Source organism: Pantoea sp. Fr+CA_20, from assembly GCF_024520835.1.
Taxonomy (GTDB): domain Bacteria; phylum Pseudomonadota; class Gammaproteobacteria; order Enterobacterales; family Enterobacteriaceae; genus Pantoea; species Pantoea allii.
In genome coordinates, this window is sequence record NZ_JALNPN010000014.1 from 32,904 (window position 1) to 51,795 (window position 18,892).

14 protein-coding genes are annotated in these 18,892 nt (G+C 53.5%); 10 read left to right on the top strand and 4 right to left on the bottom strand.

Annotation, left to right across the window (positions count from 1 at the left end; all coding sequences use genetic code 11):
- Positions 1–103 precede the first annotated feature (103 nt).
- Together gntK and gntU are read left to right on the top strand one after the other, a co-directional pair.
- Positions 104–640, top strand: coding sequence for a gluconokinase (gene gntK, locus NR177_RS16175; RefSeq protein WP_256853239.1), 537 nt, complete (start codon positions 104–106; stop codon positions 638–640).
- 3 nt (positions 641–643) lie between these two features.
- On the top strand, positions 644–1,984 hold the full coding sequence (gene gntU, locus NR177_RS16180) for a gluconate transporter (protein ID WP_109717817.1): 1,341 nt from the start codon (positions 644–646) through the stop codon (positions 1,982–1,984).
- Between the two features lie 44 nt (positions 1,985–2,028).
- Here the strand turns inward: gntU and NR177_RS16185 are convergent, their stop codons facing one another.
- A complete protein-coding gene (locus NR177_RS16185) occupies positions 2,029–2,622 on the bottom strand; it encodes a YhgN family NAAT transporter (protein ID WP_063877537.1) in 594 nt (197 codons plus the stop codon).
- A gap of 219 nt (positions 2,623–2,841) precedes the next feature.
- On the opposite strand from NR177_RS16185, the gene asd reads away from it, so the two are divergent.
- Entirely contained in the window at positions 2,842–3,951 is a 1,110-nt protein-coding gene (gene asd / locus NR177_RS16190) for an aspartate-semialdehyde dehydrogenase (RefSeq protein ID WP_063877536.1), read from the top strand.
- Positions 3,952–3,962: 11 nt separating this feature from the next.
- Here the strand turns inward: asd and NR177_RS16195 are convergent, their stop codons facing one another.
- Positions 3,963–4,199 (bottom strand): hypothetical protein, encoded by a 237-nt coding sequence (locus NR177_RS16195; protein WP_145394628.1) that lies wholly within the window; start codon positions 4,197–4,199, stop codon positions 3,963–3,965.
- Between the two features lie 664 nt (positions 4,200–4,863).
- On the opposite strand from NR177_RS16195, the gene glgB reads away from it, so the two are divergent.
- The 5 genes from glgB (at position 4,864) to glgP (ending at position 14,292) form a co-directional block, all read left to right on the top strand.
- Entirely contained in the window at positions 4,864–7,047 is a 2,184-nt protein-coding gene (glgB, locus tag NR177_RS16200) for a 1,4-alpha-glucan branching enzyme (RefSeq protein ID WP_145394627.1), read from the top strand.
- Positions 7,044–9,023: a glycogen debranching protein GlgX gene (gene glgX / locus NR177_RS16205; protein ID WP_186440824.1), complete on the top strand. Its 1,980-nt coding sequence runs from the start codon at positions 7,044–7,046 to the stop codon at positions 9,021–9,023. The genes glgB and glgX overlap by 4 nt, the downstream gene beginning before the upstream one ends.
- A gap of 13 nt (positions 9,024–9,036) precedes the next feature.
- Complete coding sequence (glgC, locus tag NR177_RS16210; RefSeq protein WP_063877533.1) at positions 9,037–10,329, top strand: glucose-1-phosphate adenylyltransferase; 1,293 nt, start codon at positions 9,037–9,039, stop codon at positions 10,327–10,329.
- A 63-nt stretch (positions 10,330–10,392) separates the two neighbouring features.
- Entirely contained in the window at positions 10,393–11,826 is a 1,434-nt protein-coding gene (gene glgA, locus NR177_RS16215; protein WP_063877532.1) for a glycogen synthase GlgA, read from the top strand.
- Between the two features lie 18 nt (positions 11,827–11,844).
- On the top strand, positions 11,845–14,292 hold the full coding sequence (gene glgP / locus NR177_RS16220; RefSeq protein ID WP_145394625.1) for a glycogen phosphorylase: 2,448 nt from the start codon (positions 11,845–11,847) through the stop codon (positions 14,290–14,292).
- Between the two features lie 95 nt (positions 14,293–14,387).
- Here glgP and NR177_RS16225 read toward each other — a convergent pair whose 3' ends face one another.
- Complete coding sequence (locus NR177_RS16225) at positions 14,388–14,564, bottom strand: hypothetical protein (RefSeq protein WP_256853240.1); 177 nt, start codon at positions 14,562–14,564, stop codon at positions 14,388–14,390.
- A gap of 120 nt (positions 14,565–14,684) precedes the next feature.
- Between NR177_RS16225 and NR177_RS16230 the strand changes: the two genes are divergently transcribed.
- A complete protein-coding gene (locus NR177_RS16230) occupies positions 14,685–15,230 on the top strand; it encodes a DUF3304 domain-containing protein (protein WP_256853241.1) in 546 nt (181 codons plus the stop codon).
- A 2-nt stretch (positions 15,231–15,232) separates the two neighbouring features.
- Positions 15,233–17,029, top strand: coding sequence for a phospholipase effector Tle1 domain-containing protein (locus NR177_RS16235; RefSeq protein WP_256853242.1), 1,797 nt, complete (start codon positions 15,233–15,235; stop codon positions 17,027–17,029).
- Between the two features lie 287 nt (positions 17,030–17,316).
- Here NR177_RS16235 and glpD read toward each other — a convergent pair whose 3' ends face one another.
- Positions 17,317–18,822, bottom strand: coding sequence for a glycerol-3-phosphate dehydrogenase (gene glpD / locus NR177_RS16240; RefSeq protein WP_063877530.1), 1,506 nt, complete (start codon positions 18,820–18,822; stop codon positions 17,317–17,319).
- Positions 18,823–18,892 lie beyond the last annotated feature (70 nt).

Genomic DNA, 18,892 nt, shown 5'->3' on the forward strand with positions numbered 1-18,892 from the left:
GCTTTGTGAAGTAAAAAGGTTGCCAGCGTGTAATACCGCCAGGACAATGTCATCCATCATTGTTATCGGTAACATGGCGAGCTGAACTTGCCGGAGTGAAAAAATGACAACGCAATCCACGCCACATCACGTCTTTATTCTGATGGGTGTTTCAGGCAGCGGTAAATCCGTTGTCGCCAACCAGGTTTCCCACCAGTTAAACACCGCTTTTCTGGATGGTGATTTCCTCCATCCGCGCGCCAATATTCTGAAGATGGCAGAAGGTCATCCGCTGAATGATGATGACCGTTTGCCATGGTTACAGGCGCTGAACGATGCGGCTTTCGCCATGCAGCGGACTCAGGCCATCTCGATCATCGTCTGTTCTGCATTGAAAAAGCATTACCGCGATATTCTGCGCCAGGGCAATGACAACCTGCGTTTTATCTATCTGAAAGGGGATTTCGATACCATCGAATCCCGCCTGAAAGCGCGCAAAGGCCACTTCTTTAAGCCGCAAATGCTGGTAACACAGTTTGCCACCCTGGAAGAGCCGGGCAGTGACGAGACAGATGTGCTGGTCGTGGATATCGCGAACCCGCTGGACGAGGTTGTGGCGGCTACGGTTGCGACTATCAAGGACGCTATCAATCAAGGCTAGGCCATGAATACCGCAACACTTATTTTGACCGCAGCAGGCTCTGTCCTGCTGCTGCTTTTTCTGGTGATGAAAGCCCGTATGCATGCCTTTCTCGCCCTGATGGTGGTATCGGTCGGGGCCGGGCTGTTATCCGGTATGCCGCTGGAGAAAATCGCAGAAACCATGCAGAAAGGGATGGGCGGTACGCTCGGCTTTCTGGCTATCGTGGTGGCGCTGGGCGCGATGTTTGGCAAAATCCTGCATGAAACCGGGGCCGTTGACCAGATTGCCATTCGTATGCTGAAAACCTTTGGCGAAAACCGCGCCCACTTTGCCATGGGCATCGCCGGGTTAATCTGCGCCTTACCGCTCTTCTTTGAAGTCGCCGTGGTGCTGCTCATCAGCATCGCTTTCGCCGTTGCGCGACGCACGGGCGACAATCTGGTGAAGCTGGTGATTCCGCTGTTTGCCGGTGTGGCGGCCGCCGCGGCCTTTCTGCTGCCGGGACCGGCGCCCATGCTGTTAGCCTCGCAAATGCATGCAGATTTCGGCTGGATGATTTTAATCGGCCTGTGTGCCGCCCTGCCGGGGATGCTGATTGCAGGACCGCTGTTTGGTAATTTTATTGCTAAGCGCGTGTCGTTCAGCGCGCCACCTGAAGATCATCAGCCCGATATTGATGAAAACAAGCTGCCCTCTTTTGGTTTCAGCCTGTCCTTAATCCTGTTTCCTTTGGTGCTGGTTGGACTCAAAACCATTGGCGCGCGCTTCACCCGCGAAGGCTCCACGCTTTACCAGTGGCTGGAGTTCATCGGACATCCTTTCATCGCCATTCTGCTGGCCTGCCTGGTTGCCATTTACGGTCTGGCTTATCGTCAGGGCATGGACAAAGAGAAAGTGATGCAGATATGCGGCAGCGCCCTGCAGCCTGCGGGCATTATTTTGCTGGTGATTGGTGCGGGCGGCGTCTTTAAACAGGTGCTGGTCGATTCTGGCGTCGGCCCGGTGCTGGGGAATGCCCTGACCGGTGCTGGTCTGCCCGTTGCGCTGGCCTGTTTTATTCTGTCAGGCGCGGTGCGTGTGATTCAGGGATCGGCAACGGTTGCCTGTCTGACGACGGTAGGGTTAATCATGCCTGTGATTGAGCCGCTGCATTATAACGGCGCGCAGCTGGCGGCCTTATCCATTTGTATCGGTGGCGGTTCCATTATTATCAGCCACGTTAACGATGCAGGCTTCTGGCTGTTTGGGCGATTTACCGGGGCGACAGAAGGGGAAACCTTAAAGACATGGACGCTCATGGAAACCATTTTGGGCACCGTCGGTGCCGTCGTGGGCATGATCGCGTTCACGCTGCTTTCCTGATGCGTTTCAACCGGGCAGGGCTGCCCGGTTGAAACCGGTCATCGCTATAACTTCAGATACACGCGAATCCCATCTAAAAACATCTGCGTTGCCAGCATAATCAGAATCAATCCCATCAGGCGCTCCAGCGCGTTTACGCCTTTGTCTCCCAGCAGGCGAAGAAACAGCCCCGATAACAGCAGAATCATGACCGTCACGCCCCAGGCAATCAGCAGTGCCCCCACCAGATGCGACATTTGATGGGGATACTGATGCGACAGCAGCATCAGGGTTGCCAAGAGTGAGGGGCCGGCGACCAGGGGAATCGCCAGCGGCACCAGAAAAGGTTCCTCTCCGGCAGGCAAGCCTGTGCTGCTGCTTTCAGGGGACGGGAAAATCATTTTGATGGCGATTAAAAACAGGATAACGCCACCGGAAATAGACACGGTTTCGGTGCGCAGGTTTAGAAAGGCCAGGATTCGCTCGCCGGTGAACAAAAACAGCAACATGATAATGAGCGCAATCAACATTTCGCGAATAAGCACAACTCGCCGACGTTTCGGTTCCAGATGCTTTAAAACCGACATAAAAATCGGCAAATTGCCTAATGGATCCATTATTAACAACAATAATATTGTTGCCGAGATCATTTCAGTCATTCGTTTTAGGTCTTCTCGTTATAGATAAAGTCAGGTTATTAGCACTGTTGCTGAAAAAGTTGGCCTGATTACATTAATTCACTTGCCAGAAAAGCTGCATTTTGTAGAGTTAATCAACACAGGCAATGCTGATTATTACGCAGAGTGGCGTGAGAGTACCACGACACTTTTCCCTTCGATAAGAAAGTCAGGTGTAGATCATCCTGAAACGGACATGACATGAAGAATGTAGGTTTAGTTGGTTGGCGCGGAATGGTTGGCTCAGTGCTGATGTCCCGCATGAGCGAAGAGCGTGATTTTGATGTGATCAATCCGGTCTTCTTCTCCACTTCACAGCACGGTGAGGCGGCCCCGGCATTTGCCGGTAAACAGCAGGGGACATTGCAGGACGCTTTTGATATTGAGGCGTTGAAGGCGCTGGATATCATTATTACCTGCCAGGGCGGCGACTATACCTCTGAGGTCTATCCAAAGCTGCGTTCCAGCGGCTGGAACGGTTACTGGATTGATGCAGCCTCCACGTTACGCATGAAAGACGATGCCATCATTATTCTGGACCCGGTTAACCACCAGGTCATCCGTCAGGGCATCGACAGCGGCGTGAAAACCTTTGTGGGCGGCAACTGCACCGTCAGCCTGATGTTAATGTCGCTGGGCGGCCTGTTTGCGCAGGATCTGGTGGAGTGGGCGTCCGTGGCAACGTATCAGGCGGCCTCTGGCGGCGGTGCGCGTCATATGCGTGAACTGTTAACGCAAATGGGCATGTTGCACGATCACGTCGCGACCTCTCTGCAAAACCCGGCTTCAGCGATTCTGGATATCGAGCGTAGCGTAACGGATTTCACCCGCTCCGGCACATTGCCGACGGATAACTTCGGCGTGCCGTTAGCGGGCAGCCTGATTCCCTGGATCGATAAGCAACTCGAAAACGGTCAGAGCCGCGAAGAGTGGAAAGGCCAGGCTGAAACCAACAAGATTCTGGCAACCCAACGCGTGATTCCTGTCGACGGGTTGTGCGTCCGCGTGGGTGCGCTGCGCTGCCATAGCCAGGCCTTTACGCTGAAGCTTAAAAAGGACCTGCCGCTGGCAGAAATCGAGCAACTGCTGGCCGCCCATAATGAATGGGTGAAAGTGGTGCCTAACGACCGTGAGATAACGATGCGTGAACTCACGCCTGCCGCCGTTACCGGCACGTTGAGCACGCCGGTCGGTCGTCTGCGCAAACTGAATATGGGGCCAGAATACCTTTCTGCCTTTACCGTGGGCGATCAGTTGCTTTGGGGCGCGGCGGAGCCACTGCGTCGTATGTTGCGCCTGCTGATCGACTAAATCTGAATTACCTATAAGACCGGGCTTTCCCGGTCTTTTTCCCACAAATCACTGCAAACCGTTCTACCGTTACGATCACGAAGTGATCCGCTTCCCCTTTTTGCCTGTTTAGAAATAAATTTTTGCTTTTCTGCACTGATAACGTCCGCCATCAAGCTATCCTTTAACAAAGGCGTAACGCGAGTTAAGGGTTTTGTTTTATCAACGACAGGGTTGGCGTAGTGGGTAAAGCGACGTTGACAAGACATGATGTGGTGCCGTTTTTAGCAACGTGCATCGGTCACGCGAGGCGACAAAAAGCGTCTCTCGCTGGCAGAACACCAACAACTGTGACTGTTTTACTCTGCGCTGAAACTGACGGGTGAAATGCTTATGAGGCAGAAGGCCTCAGCACGGCAGACTGGCGGGCAGTGAAACGTTCCTCTCTCAGTCTGGCCTCTCCTGGCAAAAATGATGCGGTAAACGTGCTGATTTATCCTTGCAGGAGAAAAACGCCGTATTTTATTAAAGAATGTGAAACGCAGATCCGCTATACATAAATATCCTTTAATGGTGTACCCGATTCGCGCAGAAACGACGGTGACGGGTTTTCAACCTTAAACCGGACGGAATGCAAGCAGCACAAGTGGGCAAATCACGTTTAAGGTAGCCGGCATCCGCCTGAGACGTCGCGTGAATATCATTTAAGGTCTGGGTCGTTGCCGGACAAGTGTCTGGCGCAACTTCGGGCCTTGCATCAAGCAGACAGGCTTAATGCGAACTGGTTGTGATTCAAGGAGGCGCGTGGTGGCAGGCGTTTCGTTCTGGCACCCACGCCGCTGTACTCATGGCTCAATGAAGAGCAGCGCACGAGACTCGCGATAAATCTGCATCGTGGTCTTTTCGCCTGCCAACTATCACAGGAAGAAAGTCATGTCAGAGCTACCCGATCGCCAGGCGATCAATGCCCTTTTTGCGGGTAATTATTCCGACCCCTTTTCACTACTAGGGATGCACAAAACAGACAACGGACTCGAAGTGCGGGCGCTGCTTCCTGAAGCACTTGAAGTCTGGGTCATTGAAACCTCAACAGGGCGCAAACTTGTCCAACTGAAGTGCGATGATCCCCGTGGCTTTTTCAGTGGCGTGGTGCCTCGCCGTAAAAATCCTTTTCGCTATCAACTGGCGGTTAACTGGCATGGCCAGCAAAATCTGATTGATGATGCTTATCGTTTTGGCCCGTTGTTACAAGAGATGGATTTGTGGCTATTGGGGGAAGGCACTCACCTGCGACCTTATGAAACCTTAGGCGCGCACGGCGATGTGATCGATGGTGTCATTGGTACGCGGTTTTCTGTCTGGGCACCCAACGCACGCCGCGTCTCCGTTGTCGGTGATTTCAACTTTTGGGATGGCCGCCGCCATCCGATGCGTCTGCGTCAGGAGATGGGCGTCTGGGAGCTGTTTGTTCCCGGTGCCATTAACGGGCAACTCTATAAATTTGAAATCATCGATGCGCATGGCCAGTTACGCATCAAGGCCGATCCCTTAGCGTTTGAAGCCCAAATGCGTCCTCAAACCGCCTCAATGATTTGCGGCCTGCCAGAAAAGGTGGAGATGCCGGCCTCGCGCAGAGCGGCGAATGCGTTTGATAAACCCATCTCCATTTACGAAGTTCATTTGGGGTCATGGCGTCGTCATACCGACGATAACTTCTGGCTCAGCTACAAAGAGCTGGCTGAGCAGCTCGTGCCCTACGTCAAAGAGATGGGTTTTACCCATATCGAACTGCTCCCCATCAACGAACATCCGTTTGACGGCAGCTGGGGCTATCAGCCGCTGGGTATGTATGCGCCAACACGACGTTTCGGCACCCGTGATGATTTCCGCTACTTTATCGAAAGCGCCCATGCGGCGGGGTTGAATGTGCTACTGGACTGGGTGCCGGGCCATTTCCCCAGCGATGACTTTGGCCTGGCGAAGTTTGATGGCACCGAACTGTATGAGCACAGCGATCCGCGCGAAGGTTATCATCAGGACTGGAATACACTGATTTACAACTTTGGCCGCCGTGAAGTCAGTAACTTCCTGGCGGGCAACGCGCTTTACTGGATGGAACGTTTTGGTATTGATGGCCTGCGTGTCGATGCGGTGGCCTCAATGATTTACCGCGATTACAGCCGCGCCGAGGGTGAGTGGATTCCCAATCAGTACGGCGGTCGGGAAAATCTCGAAGCCATTAATTTCCTGCGCTATACCAACCGTACGCTGGGGCATGTCGCACCTGGCTCCGTAACCATGGCTGAGGAGTCGACGGACTATCCTGGCGTCTCACGGCCCCCGGAAGGTGGCGGCCTGGGGTTCTGGTATAAGTGGAACCTGGGTTGGATGCATGACACGCTGGACTACATGAAGCTCGACCCGATACATCGCCGTTATCATCATAATCTGATGAGCTTCGGCATCATGTATAACTACAGCGAAAACTTCGTATTACCGCTGTCGCACGATGAAGTGGTGCACGGTAAACGATCTATCCTTGACCGCATGCCAGGCGATGCCTGGCAGAAATTTGCCAACCTGCGTGCCTATTACGGGTGGATGTGGGCTTTCCCAGGTAAAAAACTGCTGTTTATGGGCAATGAGTTCGCCCAGGGCAGAGAGTGGAATCACGATGTCAGTCTTGACTGGCACCTGCTGGAAGGCGAGGACAACTGGCATCACGGCGTGCAGCGTCTGGTACGCGACCTGAACCACACCTATCAATATTACACGCCGCTCCATCAGCTTGATTTTGATCCGTCAGGATTTGAATGGTTGGTGGTGGACGATGCTGAACATTCGGTCTTTGCTTTTGTTCGTCGTGACCGCGACGGCAACGAAGTGATCGTTGTCAGCAACTTTACGCCTGTGCCGCGCCCTGCTTATCGCTTTGGCGTTAATCAGGCTGGCAGCTGGCGCGAGGTGCTCAATACCGACCAACATGAGTACCACGGCAGTGACGTGCGTAATCATCTGGTGCACACCGATCAACAGGAAAGCCACGGTCGCCCGCAGTCACTGAGCCTGAATTTACCACCGCTCTCTACGGTATGGTTAGTGCGGGAGGGGGAATGACATTAGGTGCCGGACATCCCCAACCGCTGGGTGCGAGCTATGACGGGAAGGGCGTCAACTTTACGCTGTTCTCCCACCATGCTGAGCGCGTTGAACTGTGCCTGTTCGATGAGAACGGCATTGAGCAGCGCGTTGAACTCACTGACAGGAGCGGCGATATCTGGCACGGCTATCTTCCCGGACTCAAACCCGGACAGCGTTATGGCTACCGGGTACACGGGCCTTGGGCGCCCCAGCAGGGACACTTTTTTAATCCTGCCAAACTGTTAGTCGATCCCTGTGCCAGAGCGGTGCAGGGCGATGTGCCCGATGACCCGCGTTTTCACTGTGGCTACACTGAACCTGACAGTCGCGACAACGCCGCACTGGCACCGAAATGTGTGGTGGTGACGGATGATTTCGACTGGCAAGGCGATGTGCCGCCACGCACGTCATGGGGCCGCAGTGTCATTTACGAAGCGCACGTACGCGGTCTGACGCAGCAGCATCCCGGCATTCCAACAGCGCTGCGCGGCACCTATGCGGCGCTTGGCCATCCGGTGATGGTGGATTATCTGCTTAAGATGGGCATTACCGCCATTGAGCTACTGCCCATCGCCCACTTCGCCAGCGAACCCCGCCTGCTGCGTTTGGGCCTGACCAACTACTGGGGCTATAACCCTTTTGCGCTCTGGGCTGTCGATCCCCGTTATGCGTCTGGTCAGAACGGCTTGTCTCCGCTGCAGGAGTTCCAACAGGCGGTCAAACGCCTGCACGCTGCCGGTATTGAGGTGCTGCTGGATGTGGTGTTTAACCATACGGCAGAACTGGATGACACCGGGCCAACCCTTTCCTTTCGCGGCATTGATAACGCCAGCTATTACTGGCTGGACGATCAAGGCGCTTATCTGAACTGGACCGGCTGCGGCAATACCTTGAATCTCAGTCATCCGCAGGTCATGAACTGGATACTGGAGGCGCTGCGTTACTGGGTACGCACCTGCCACGTTGATGGTTTTCGTTTTGACCTTGCTCCCGTACTGGGACGCGAACCTGACTATCACCGTGACGCTGCCTTGTTTGAGGCCATTCGCGCCTGCCCAATCCTGTCAACGGTCAAACTGATCGCGGAACCCTGGGATATCGGCCCCGGTGGTTATCAGGTGGGAAATTTCCCTTCGCCTTTTGCAGAGTGGAACGATCGGTTCCGTGATACAGCCCGGCGTGCCTGGTTGCATGGCGATGTCACTAACGGTGATGTTGCCTGCCGGTTTGCCGCTTCAAGCGATCTTTTCCAGCATGACGATCGCAAGCCGCATGCGACCATCAATCTGATCACCGCCCATGATGGTTTTACGCTGCGCGACCTGGTGAGCTTCAATGGCAAACATAATGAAGGTAACGGTGAAGAAAACCGTGACGGGCACGGTAACAACTATAGTCACAATCATGGTACAGAAGGTCTGGAGAGCAGTGCTGAGGTGGCACAACGCCGTAGGCGCAGCATGGAAGGGCTGCTGACGACGTTGCTGCTTTCACAGGGAACGCCCATGTTGTTGGCAGGGGACGAACGCGGTCAAAGTCAGCAGGGTAATAACAATGCCTATTGCCAGGACAACCCGCTGAGCTGGATCAACTGGGACGAAGAAGAAAAAGGACTGGTCGATTTTACTGCATCACTGATTCAACTGCGTAAGCGCATCCCGGCACTTACCTCGGATCGCTGGTGGCAGAACGATGACGGCAACGTTCAGTGGCTGGACGACCAGGGTAAACCTATAGAAGAAGATGGCTGGAAGCAGCGCGTGCGCAGGTTGCAAATTCTGCTCTCAGGCCGCTGGTTAATAACAATAAATGCGACAGATTCGATATGTGATATCGCCTTACCAGACGGAGAATGGCAAGTCCTTCCTCCTTTCACCGGGGAAAGTCACCCCATCCGGTTAACTGTCTGGCATGGTCCCGCACACGCTGTGTGTGTGTTCCAAAAGCAATGATAAGGAGTCAGACATGGTCAAATTAGAAAGAGCAGAACATCTTATGCTGGCGCGCCAGCTCCCTACACAAACCGTTGCCCTTGTACTGGCTGGTGGACGCGGTACGCGTCTGGTGGATCTTACCGCTAAGCGTGCCAAGCCCGCCGTTCACTTTGGTGGTAAATTCCGTATTATCGACTTTGCCCTTTCCAACTGTGTTAACTCAGGCATTCGCCGTATTGGGGTCATTACGCAGTATCAATCTCATACGTTAACCCAACATATTCAGCGCGGTTGGTCTATCTTCAACGAAGAGATGAATGAATTTGTCGATCTGCTACCGGCTCAGCAGCGCTTTTCCACTGAGCAGTGGTATCGCGGTACAGCCGATGCCGTCACACAGAACCTCGACGTTATTCGGCGCTATGGCGCACAGTACGTGGTGATCCTTGCCGGCGATCATATCTACAAGATGGATTATTCAAGGATGTTGTTGGATCACGTGCTGAATGAAGCCCGGTGCACCATTGCCTGCCTGCCCGTACCGGTGCATGAGGCGACCGCATTTGGCGTGATGGCCGTAGACGAAAACAATAAAGTAATCGATTTCGTGGAGAAACCGCCGAAGCCACCGACCATGCCGGGTGACGACACAAAATCGCTGGCCAGTATGGGGATTTATGTGTTCGATGCCGATTACCTTTATGGCTTACTGGAAGACGATCTGAACGAGGCGGGTTCAAGCCACGACTTCGGCAAAGATATTCTGCCCAAAGTGGTCGCAAGTGGTGAAGGTTACGCCCATTCGTTTGCGATCTCTTGTGTGCAAAACGATCACGAGGCACCGCCTTACTGGCGGGATGTTGGGACGCTGGAAGCCTACTGGCGCGCCAACCTTGATTTGGCTTCAGTGACACCTGAACTGGATATGTACGACAGCACCTGGCCGATTCGTACGCACATGGAACCTTTGCCACCGGCAAAGTTTGTCCAGGACCGTTCTGGTAGCCATGGTATGACGATGAATTCACTGGTGTCTGGGGGCTGTATTATCTCGGGCTCGGTGGTGGTGAATTCGGTCATGTTTTCCCGCGTGCGGGTGAACTCATTTTGCAATATTGATTCAACGGTACTGCTACCTGATGTGGTAGTTGGCCGATCCTGTCGTCTGCGCCGCTGTGTCATTGACCGTGCTTGTGTGCTGCCAGAAGGGATGGTGATTGGTGAAAACCCTGATGAAGACAGCCGCCGTTTTTTCCGTTCAGAAGAAGGCATTGTACTGGTCACCCGCACCATGCTTGCCAAATTAAATAGTGCGGGATCATAAACGACAAGCGGCACACACCCAATCGGCACGAGGATCGTGCCTGGTAACTTAATGAGGTCGAGGATGCAGGTTTTACATGTCTGTTCAGAACTTTTCCCGCTGCTGAAAACGGGCGGGCTGGCTGATGTAGTCGGAGCATTACCTCAGGCACAAATTGCGGGTGGAACAGATACGCGTGTGTTATTGCCCGCGTTTCCTGCATTGCGTAAAGGAATACCGGATACTCAGGTGGTCGCGGAGCTGCAAACCTTTGCCGGTCCGGTTCGCCTGCTTTTTGGGCGCTTCGATGGGGTGGGCATCTATCTTATCGACGCCCCCGATCTCTACGATCGGCCGGGAAGCCCTTACCATGATGAATCGCAGTTTGCCTACGTCGACAACTATTTACGGTTTGCTTTACTGGGATGGATGGGCTGTGAGCTGGGCTGCGGGCTGGATAGCTACTGGCGGCCAGATATCGTTCATGCGCACGACTGGCATGCCGGCCTGACCTGTGCTTATCTGGAGGCACGCGGCCGACCGGCCAAATCTGTCTTCACCGTCCATAACCTGGCTTATCAGGGACTGTTCTCAGCGCACCATCTGGACGAGATTCAACTGCCGCGCGCCTTTTTTAATATGTTTGGCCTCGAATTCTTCGGTCAGATCTCTTACCTGAAAGCCGGCTTATTTTACGCCGATCACGTGACGGCGGTCAGCCCGACCTACGCACATGAAATCACCACGCCAGAGTATGGCTATGGCATGGAAACGCTGCTGGCACAGCGCATGCGCGAAGGCCGGCTGAGTGGGGTTCTGAACGGGGTCGATCCAGCGATTTGGGACCCTTCACACGATCTCCTGCTGAGCTCCCGTTACAACCGGGATACGCTGGAAGCGAAAGCAGAAAACAAGCGCCAGTTACAGGTTGCGATGGGCCTGAAGGTCGATGACAAAGCACCGGTATTTGCCGTTATCAGCCGTCTGACCCGGCAAAAAGGGTTGGATTTGGTGCTGGAAGCGCTGCCGGGTTTACTGGCGCAGGGCGGACAGTTGGTGCTATTAGGGCAGGGCGATGCCGAGCTGCAGCAAGGCTTTCTGGCCGCGGCGGCGGAACATCCCGGCAGCGTAGGCGTACAGATTGGCTATCACGAAGCCTTTTCTCACCGTATTGTTGGCGGAGCCGACGTCATTATGGTGCCGAGCCGCTTTGAGCCCTGCGGTCTGACACAGCTGTATGGACTGAAATATGGTACGTTGCCCTTGGTTCGCCGGACCGGCGGACTGGCTGATACGGTTAACGACAGCTCATTAGAAAATCTGGCGGATGGCATTGCCAGCGGCTTCAGTTTCGAAGACAGTAATGCCTGGTCACTGTTGAGGGCAATTCGTCGCGCGTTCGTATTGTGGTCTCGTCCTTCACTCTGGCGCTATGTGCAGCGTCAGGCGATGGGCATGGACTTTAGCTGGCAGGTCGCCGCACAAGCCTACCGCGATCTTTACCAACGTTTGTTGTAACGGACTGGGAAACAGAAAATGACGACACCATTCACTTACGCTTCACCTACGTTGACGGTTGATGCTTTAAAGCACTCAATTGCTTACAAGCTGATGTTCACCATTGGTAAAGACCCTTCAATTGCTAACAAACATGAGTGGCTGAATGCTGCGCTGCTTGCCGTGCGCGATCGCATGGTCGAGCGCTGGCTGCGTTCTAACCGCGCTCAACTTTCTCAGGACGTTCGTCAGGTTTATTATCTGTCGATGGAATTCCTGATGGGCCGCACACTGGGCAATGCGCTGTTGGCCATGGGGATCTACGACGATCTCAATATGGCGCTGGACGAAATGGGTCTCGATCTGGCCGAGCTGATGGAAGAAGAGAACGATCCTGGGCTGGGTAACGGTGGTTTAGGCCGCCTGGCTGCCTGCTTCCTGGATTCTCTGGCGACGCTGGGCATGCCAGGACGCGGCTATGGCATCCGTTATGATTACGGCATGTTCAAACAGAACATTGTCGATGGCGAGCAGAAAGAATCCCCGGATTACTGGCTGGAATATGGTAACCCGTGGGAGTTTCAGCGTTTCAACACCCGCTATAAAGTCCGCTTCGGTGGTCGCCTCCAGCACGAAGGTGCCAAGGTGCGTTGGCTCGAAACCGAAGAAATTCTGGCCATGGCCTACGATCAAATTATCCCTGGCTACGACACAGACTCGACCAATACGTTACGCTTGTGGGGCGCGCAGGCCAGTAACGAAATCAACCTGGGTAAATTTAATCAGGGCGACTATTTTGCGGCAGTGGAAGATAAAAACCACTCAGAAAACGTGTCGCGCGTACTCTATCCCGATGACTCGACCTATTCCGGCCGTGAACTGCGCTTGCGTCAGGAGTACTTCCTGGTGTCAGCCACTGTGCAGGATATCCTGAATCGTCACTGGATGATGCATCGTACCTGGGACAACCTGGCGGACAAAATTGCTATCCACCTCAATGACACGCACCCGGTATTGGCTATTCCGGAATTCATGCGCTTATTGATTGATGAGCATAAGTTTACCTGGGATGATGCGTTTGATGTGTGCTGCCAGGTGTTCTCTTACACCAACCATACGTTAATGAGCGAAGCGCTGGAAACCTGGCCGATCGATATGATCGGTAAGATCCTGCCGCGTCACCTCAGCATTATTTTTGAAATTAACGACTTCTTCCTGAAAACGATTCAGGAATACTACCCTGATGACTGGGATCTGCTGGCGCGTATTTCAATCATTGATGAGAACGACGGGCGCCGTGTACGTATGGCCTGGCTGGCTGTGGTCGTCAGCCATAAAGTTAACGGCGTTTCTGAGCTGCACTCGAATCTGATGGTTCAGTCCCTGTTTGCTGATTTCTCCCGCCTGTTCCCTGGCCGCTTCTGTAACAAAACCAACGGGGTGACACCGCGTCGTTGGCTGGCGCTGGCTAACCCGCCGCTGTCAGAATTACTGGACGAACAAATCGGTCGTAACTGGCGTACAGACTTAAGCCAGCTCAGCGAGCTGAAGACGTGTATTGATTACCCGGCGTTTATTGAGAAAGTGGCGGAAGCCAAACTCGAAAACAAAAAGCGTTTAGCGACCTGGGTAGCGAAGAATCTGGATGTTGTTATCGATCCGAATGCGCTGTTTGATGTGCAGATTAAGCGCATTCATGAGTACAAGCGTCAGCTACTTAACGTTTTGCACGTGATTACGCGCTACAACCGTATCAAGGCCGATCCTGACGCCGAGTGGGTACCGCGTGTTAACATTTTTGCGGGTAAAGCGGCATCGGCTTACTACGTTGCCAAGCACATTATTCATCTGATCAACGATGTGGCTAAGGTCATTAATAACGATCCGCAGGTTAAAAACAAACTGAAGGTCGTGTTTATTCCTAACTACAGCGTGAGCCTGGCGCAGATTATTATTCCTGCCGCCGATCTCTCCGAGCAGATTTCAACGGCAGGGACTGAAGCATCGGGTACCAGTAACATGAAGTTTGCGCTCAACGGTGCGTTGACTATCGGCACGCTGGACGGTGCTAACGTTGAGATGCTTGATCATGTGGGCAAAGAAAACATCTTCATTTTTGGTAATACCACGCCGCAGGTCGAAGCCTTGCGTAAAGCAGGCTATAACCCGCGTAAATACTATGAAGAAGATGCCGAGCTGCATCAGGTGCTGACTCAGCTGGCCTCAGGTGTCTTTAGCCCGCAGGACCCTGGTCGCTATCGGAATCTGTTCGATTTGCTGGTTAACTTCGGCGATCACTATCAATTGTTAGCGGATTACCGCAGCTATGTGGATACCCAGGATAAGGTTGATGAGCTGTATCGCCAGCCGGATGAATGGCAGTACCGCGCGGCGATGAACATTGCTGGTATGGGCTATTTCTCGTCTGACCGTACGATTCAGGAGTACGCGGATGAGATTTGGAATATTTCGCCAGTAAGGTTGTAGTTGAGACGTTGCTTCTAAAACGACAAGGGCTGGCAACAGCCCTTTTTCGATCCGGCACGGGAATGATCTGCTCTCTCTGAAAGCGTTTTCTTTCGTTATATCAAAGGTAATCTTCCCTGGTCTGCCAGGCAGATGCGATAAGCGGTGCTGCCGGGGCGATAAAATACCGCCTCTTCCTCGTGCGCATACCGGCGTGCCGGATTTTCAGCGCCACTCTGCAGCACTTGCCCGTCTGCAATTTCATGAGAGAGTTTCCTTTCCTGCTTAAGCATAACCGTTTCCGTTCTGATCCGGATCAGAGGAGATTGCCTGTGCCTTCCGTATGATGGCGGCGGGACGATAACGCGGGGAGTGCGGGACAAAAGCCCGTCAATGAACAGCAGGGATGAACGATGAGTTTATGTAAACGTCTGGCACGGACGGACGCGGCGCTGACCCGTTTTTATGCCCGTTACCGGGCATGGCTCTGGGGGTTGGTATCGCTGCCGGTATGGTGTGCTGTGGGGTGGATAATCTGGGTGATGTTCTGGGCACCGCCGATGGGCGGCGTGACCCTGATCATTCACAGCAAAATTGACCGGCCGATACTGGGGTTCAGTGTGAACGGGGTGGCGGGCGCAAATGCCGCTGCTCATAATCCTGACAATCCCTATGCTGCCGGCGGCGGCGGGGCAACCTGCTGCGGCTCGGTCAGGGGAAACACGGCGGAGGTTATCTGGACACTAAGTGTAACCGGGCCACAGTATGATGCAGGAATGCGCCCGGAGCGGCGCCGGGTGGTGATGCCTCTGCCGGAGCGTAAGCGGGGCGAAAACGACCTGCACGTCCATTTTTTACCGGGGGACAGGGTACTGCTGGGGTGGAGCGGTAACGCGTTTTCGCCTTATGATCCGCGCAGCCCCGGCTACACGCCACCAGGTAATATGGAGAATAACTGACCATGGACGTGGATATCGATGCCATTATTGCGGCCGCGAGCCGGGCGCAGCAGGCTTGTAACTGTCGGCTGGGAAACTGCTCGAAAGTGCTGCATATCGGATTCTTCTTTGACGGGGTCGGGCGTAATGTTGAGCAGGATGCGCCCATTGACCGACTGAGCAACATTGCAAGGCTCTTCCGGGCTTACCCTACAATAGAGGAGAACAGTTCAACAATAGCATACCAAAGAGTATACCTCTCCGGCTTGGGAACCCCCTTTGTCGAAATGGAGGGCGAAGCATTACAACAGATCATGGACAGGACAAATAAAACACTGCTGGAGAGCCAAAAAAATCAGCCCGCCGATGCGCTGAAATATGTTATCAGATCGAAACTGGGCGGTGCCAGCAATCAGGATGTCCGCAATGAGCTGAAGAAGAGATTACTGACGCCAAAGGGCCAGCTTAAATTGCTCAGGGATACCACCCTAAAAGGCCTTATTCATGCAGGGATTGAAGCCACGCCGTGGATACGCGACAGCGCGATTATGGCTTATGGCATGGTCAGTGGTGCTGATACACGGCTAAACAGTGCCAGAGTGCGTTTTGAGCTTGCCTGTGAAGAAGCAATGAAAAATGGCGAGGTTCCCTTGCGGCTGATATCCGTGTCTGTATTTGGCTTCGATATGGGAGGAACGCAGGCCCGGCAGTTCATTGATATTCTGCTCGATGGGATATGTGACCGTGATGTGGATGGGGCAGCGGTTTTCCGAGGTGTGCCGGTTGATATCATCTTTACCGGGTTGTTTGACTGTTCGCGTGATACGCCGATGAGCAGTGATAACGGTCTGGACTATGCCAGCAGCATACTGGAATGGGTGCCGGAAAAACGCGCTGAGGCAGCGGGGCAAATCATCTCGCTGCTCGGGCGTAAGTGTCTTAATCATCAGTCTCCTCTGCCTGCGGCGGTTAAAAAATCGCTTCATCTGGTTGCTGCTCATGAGCGACGACGCTGGCGGTGCGTGTACCGCACCGGACGGAACGGTTTGCAGCATCAGGAAGTGCTAATGCCTGGATGCAGTGAGGATATCGGCGGCGGAATTAAACCGGACGAGCAAAAGCCCAGCGCGGAACTGTGCCGTGTATCGCTTCGAAAAATGTATATTGAGGCTATGAAGGCTGGCGTTCCCTTTCCTGATTTCAGCACGCTCTATAATACAGATCGGCTGGTATGGTCATATTTCGACACACATGACAGTGTAGAAAACCAGTCGGTTGAACAGTGGGTAACGGTCTATCAGAGCGCCATCAATGCCTCAGTGCTGAGCTACCGAGCGCTGAACCGTCATCTTGATGGTTATTTTGAGTGGCTGGGGCGTCAGTTTTATGAGTATAAAAGCGAACTCCGGCGGCTGGAAAATCTTCGGGGCCGTGTGCTGACATCGCTGTCTTCAGCGGCCGGATTATCAGGAATGATCCCTCAAGCCCGTCAGGCAAGTGATGACGTAAGGGAAGATATCGCAACGCTGAAAAAACACTGGGGTTGGTTGTCAGATGTGGCGAAGGCTGCCAGTCTTCTGCTGACCCAGAAGTATCATCATCCTCCTCAGCTTTATCTGGACAATATTCTCATGCCTGCACGCTCCCGCGCTGCGTATTTTCTGGAATGCGGCGCAGCAGGACACAACGGGACATTGCCACCGATTAGATGGTGTGTTGATTCATCATTGCTTTATGCATGGTTCGTGCATGATGTGCAGCGAGCTGAAGGTATTAATGACGGGTATTTTTCGGTTAGGTGGATGGAACCGCAGAAGTAATAGCGCTAATAATCAGGTAAAAAAATTTTGTTGGGCACATTTTCTGGTGACAACCTTTTACTCTTAAACAAAGAAGAAACATTAGCTAAGGCTGTTTTCCGCAGGTGGCTTAATGCAATAAGCGAGTTGAAAGTACATCTGCTGGCGCAGAACGTGGTATAGATCGTCTCTAATGAGGGACTGACCAACAATCCCTTTTCAGAATCCGACTAAACACCGCTCAGGCAAAAAAAAACGGCACAACAGGCCGTAACCCGTTGTACCGCTTTCTCAGCGCTGACGCGCTATTACGATGCCAGTGAAAGCGTTGGTTTCGCCTTGACCGCCAGCCATTCGGCAATACGTGCCTGCTGGGCTTCGTTCAGCCACATACCCTGTTTGGTACGACGCCAGATCGCGTCATCCACTTCACGCACCCACTCGTGCTGCACCAGGTAACGCAACTCAGCTTCATAAAACTCATGACCGAAGTTTTCACCCAGATCTTCCAGCGATGTCGCATCTTTAAGCAACACTTCGGTGCTGCTACCGTAAGTGCGTGCGTAGTGACGTGCCATGTTTTCAGTAATGAACGGGTAACGACGGCGCAGGCTGGCCGCGTAATCGTCGCTGCTGCCGGAAATATTACCGCCGGGCAGCACGCAGTTTTTAGTCCAGGCCGCACCCGCGTCAGGATAATACTTCGACAACTTCTCCATCGCATGTTCGGCCAGCTTACGATAGGTCGTTAATTTACCGCCGAAAACGGACAGCAGCGGCGTTTCACCGTTGTCATCACGCACATCCAGTGTGTAATCGCGCGTAATAGCCTGCGGCGAATCTGACTCATCGTCACACAGTGGGCGCACGCCGGAATAGGTCCAGACGATATCATCAGGCGTTAACTGCTTTTTGAAATGGCCGTTGTACACCTTCAGGATGTAGTCGATTTCGCTATCGTCAATGGCAACGTTTTTCGGATCGCCTTTGTATTCCACGTCGGTGGTACCGATGATGGAAAACTCGTCCATCCACGGAATAACAAACACAATGCGGTTGTCTTCGTTTTGCAGAATATAAGCCTGCTTCTCATTGTGTACGCGCGGCACCACGATATGGCTGCCTTTGATCAGACGAATACCATAAGGTGATTTCAGTTCCAGGCCATCATCAAAGAACTGCTTAACCCACGGGCCTGCGGCGTTGACCAGGCCTTTAGCCTGCCAGGTGAAGGTTTTGCCGCTGTCGATATCCTCAGCTTCCACCATCCACAAACCCTTTTCACGCCAGGCGCGGGTCACACGCGTGCGGGTACGCACTTCACCACCATGCTTAACCACTTCCTGCGCGTTCAGTACCACCATGCGGGCATCGTCCACCCAGCAGTCGGAATACTCAAAACCGCGCTTAATTTCGGGCTTGAGTGCTGACTCTGCACCGAAGCTCAGGCTCTTACTGCTCGGCAGGCTGGTACGTTTGCCCAGATGGTCGTACATAAACAACCCGGTGCGGATCATCCATGCCGGACGCAGATGCGGGCGATGCGGTAAGCGAAATCGCATAGGGAACGCGATATGAGGCGCCATCTTTAACAGCACTTCGCGTTCTGCCAGGGCTTCGCTCACCAGACGGAATTCATAATGTTCAAGGTAGCGCAGGCCACCATGAATCAGTTTTGAGCTGGCAGAAGAGGTCGCGCAAGCCAGGTCCCGCGCCTCTAGCATTAACACCGACAGTCCGCGTCCTGCAGCGTCTGCTGCGATGCCAGCACCGTTGATGCCGCCGCCGATAACGATCAGGTCTTTGGTTTCCACGTTGTCTCCTCCGATGTTCGGAATAGTTCACTTATGTTCGTTTTCGAGCATAATCATAATCGCAAACCAA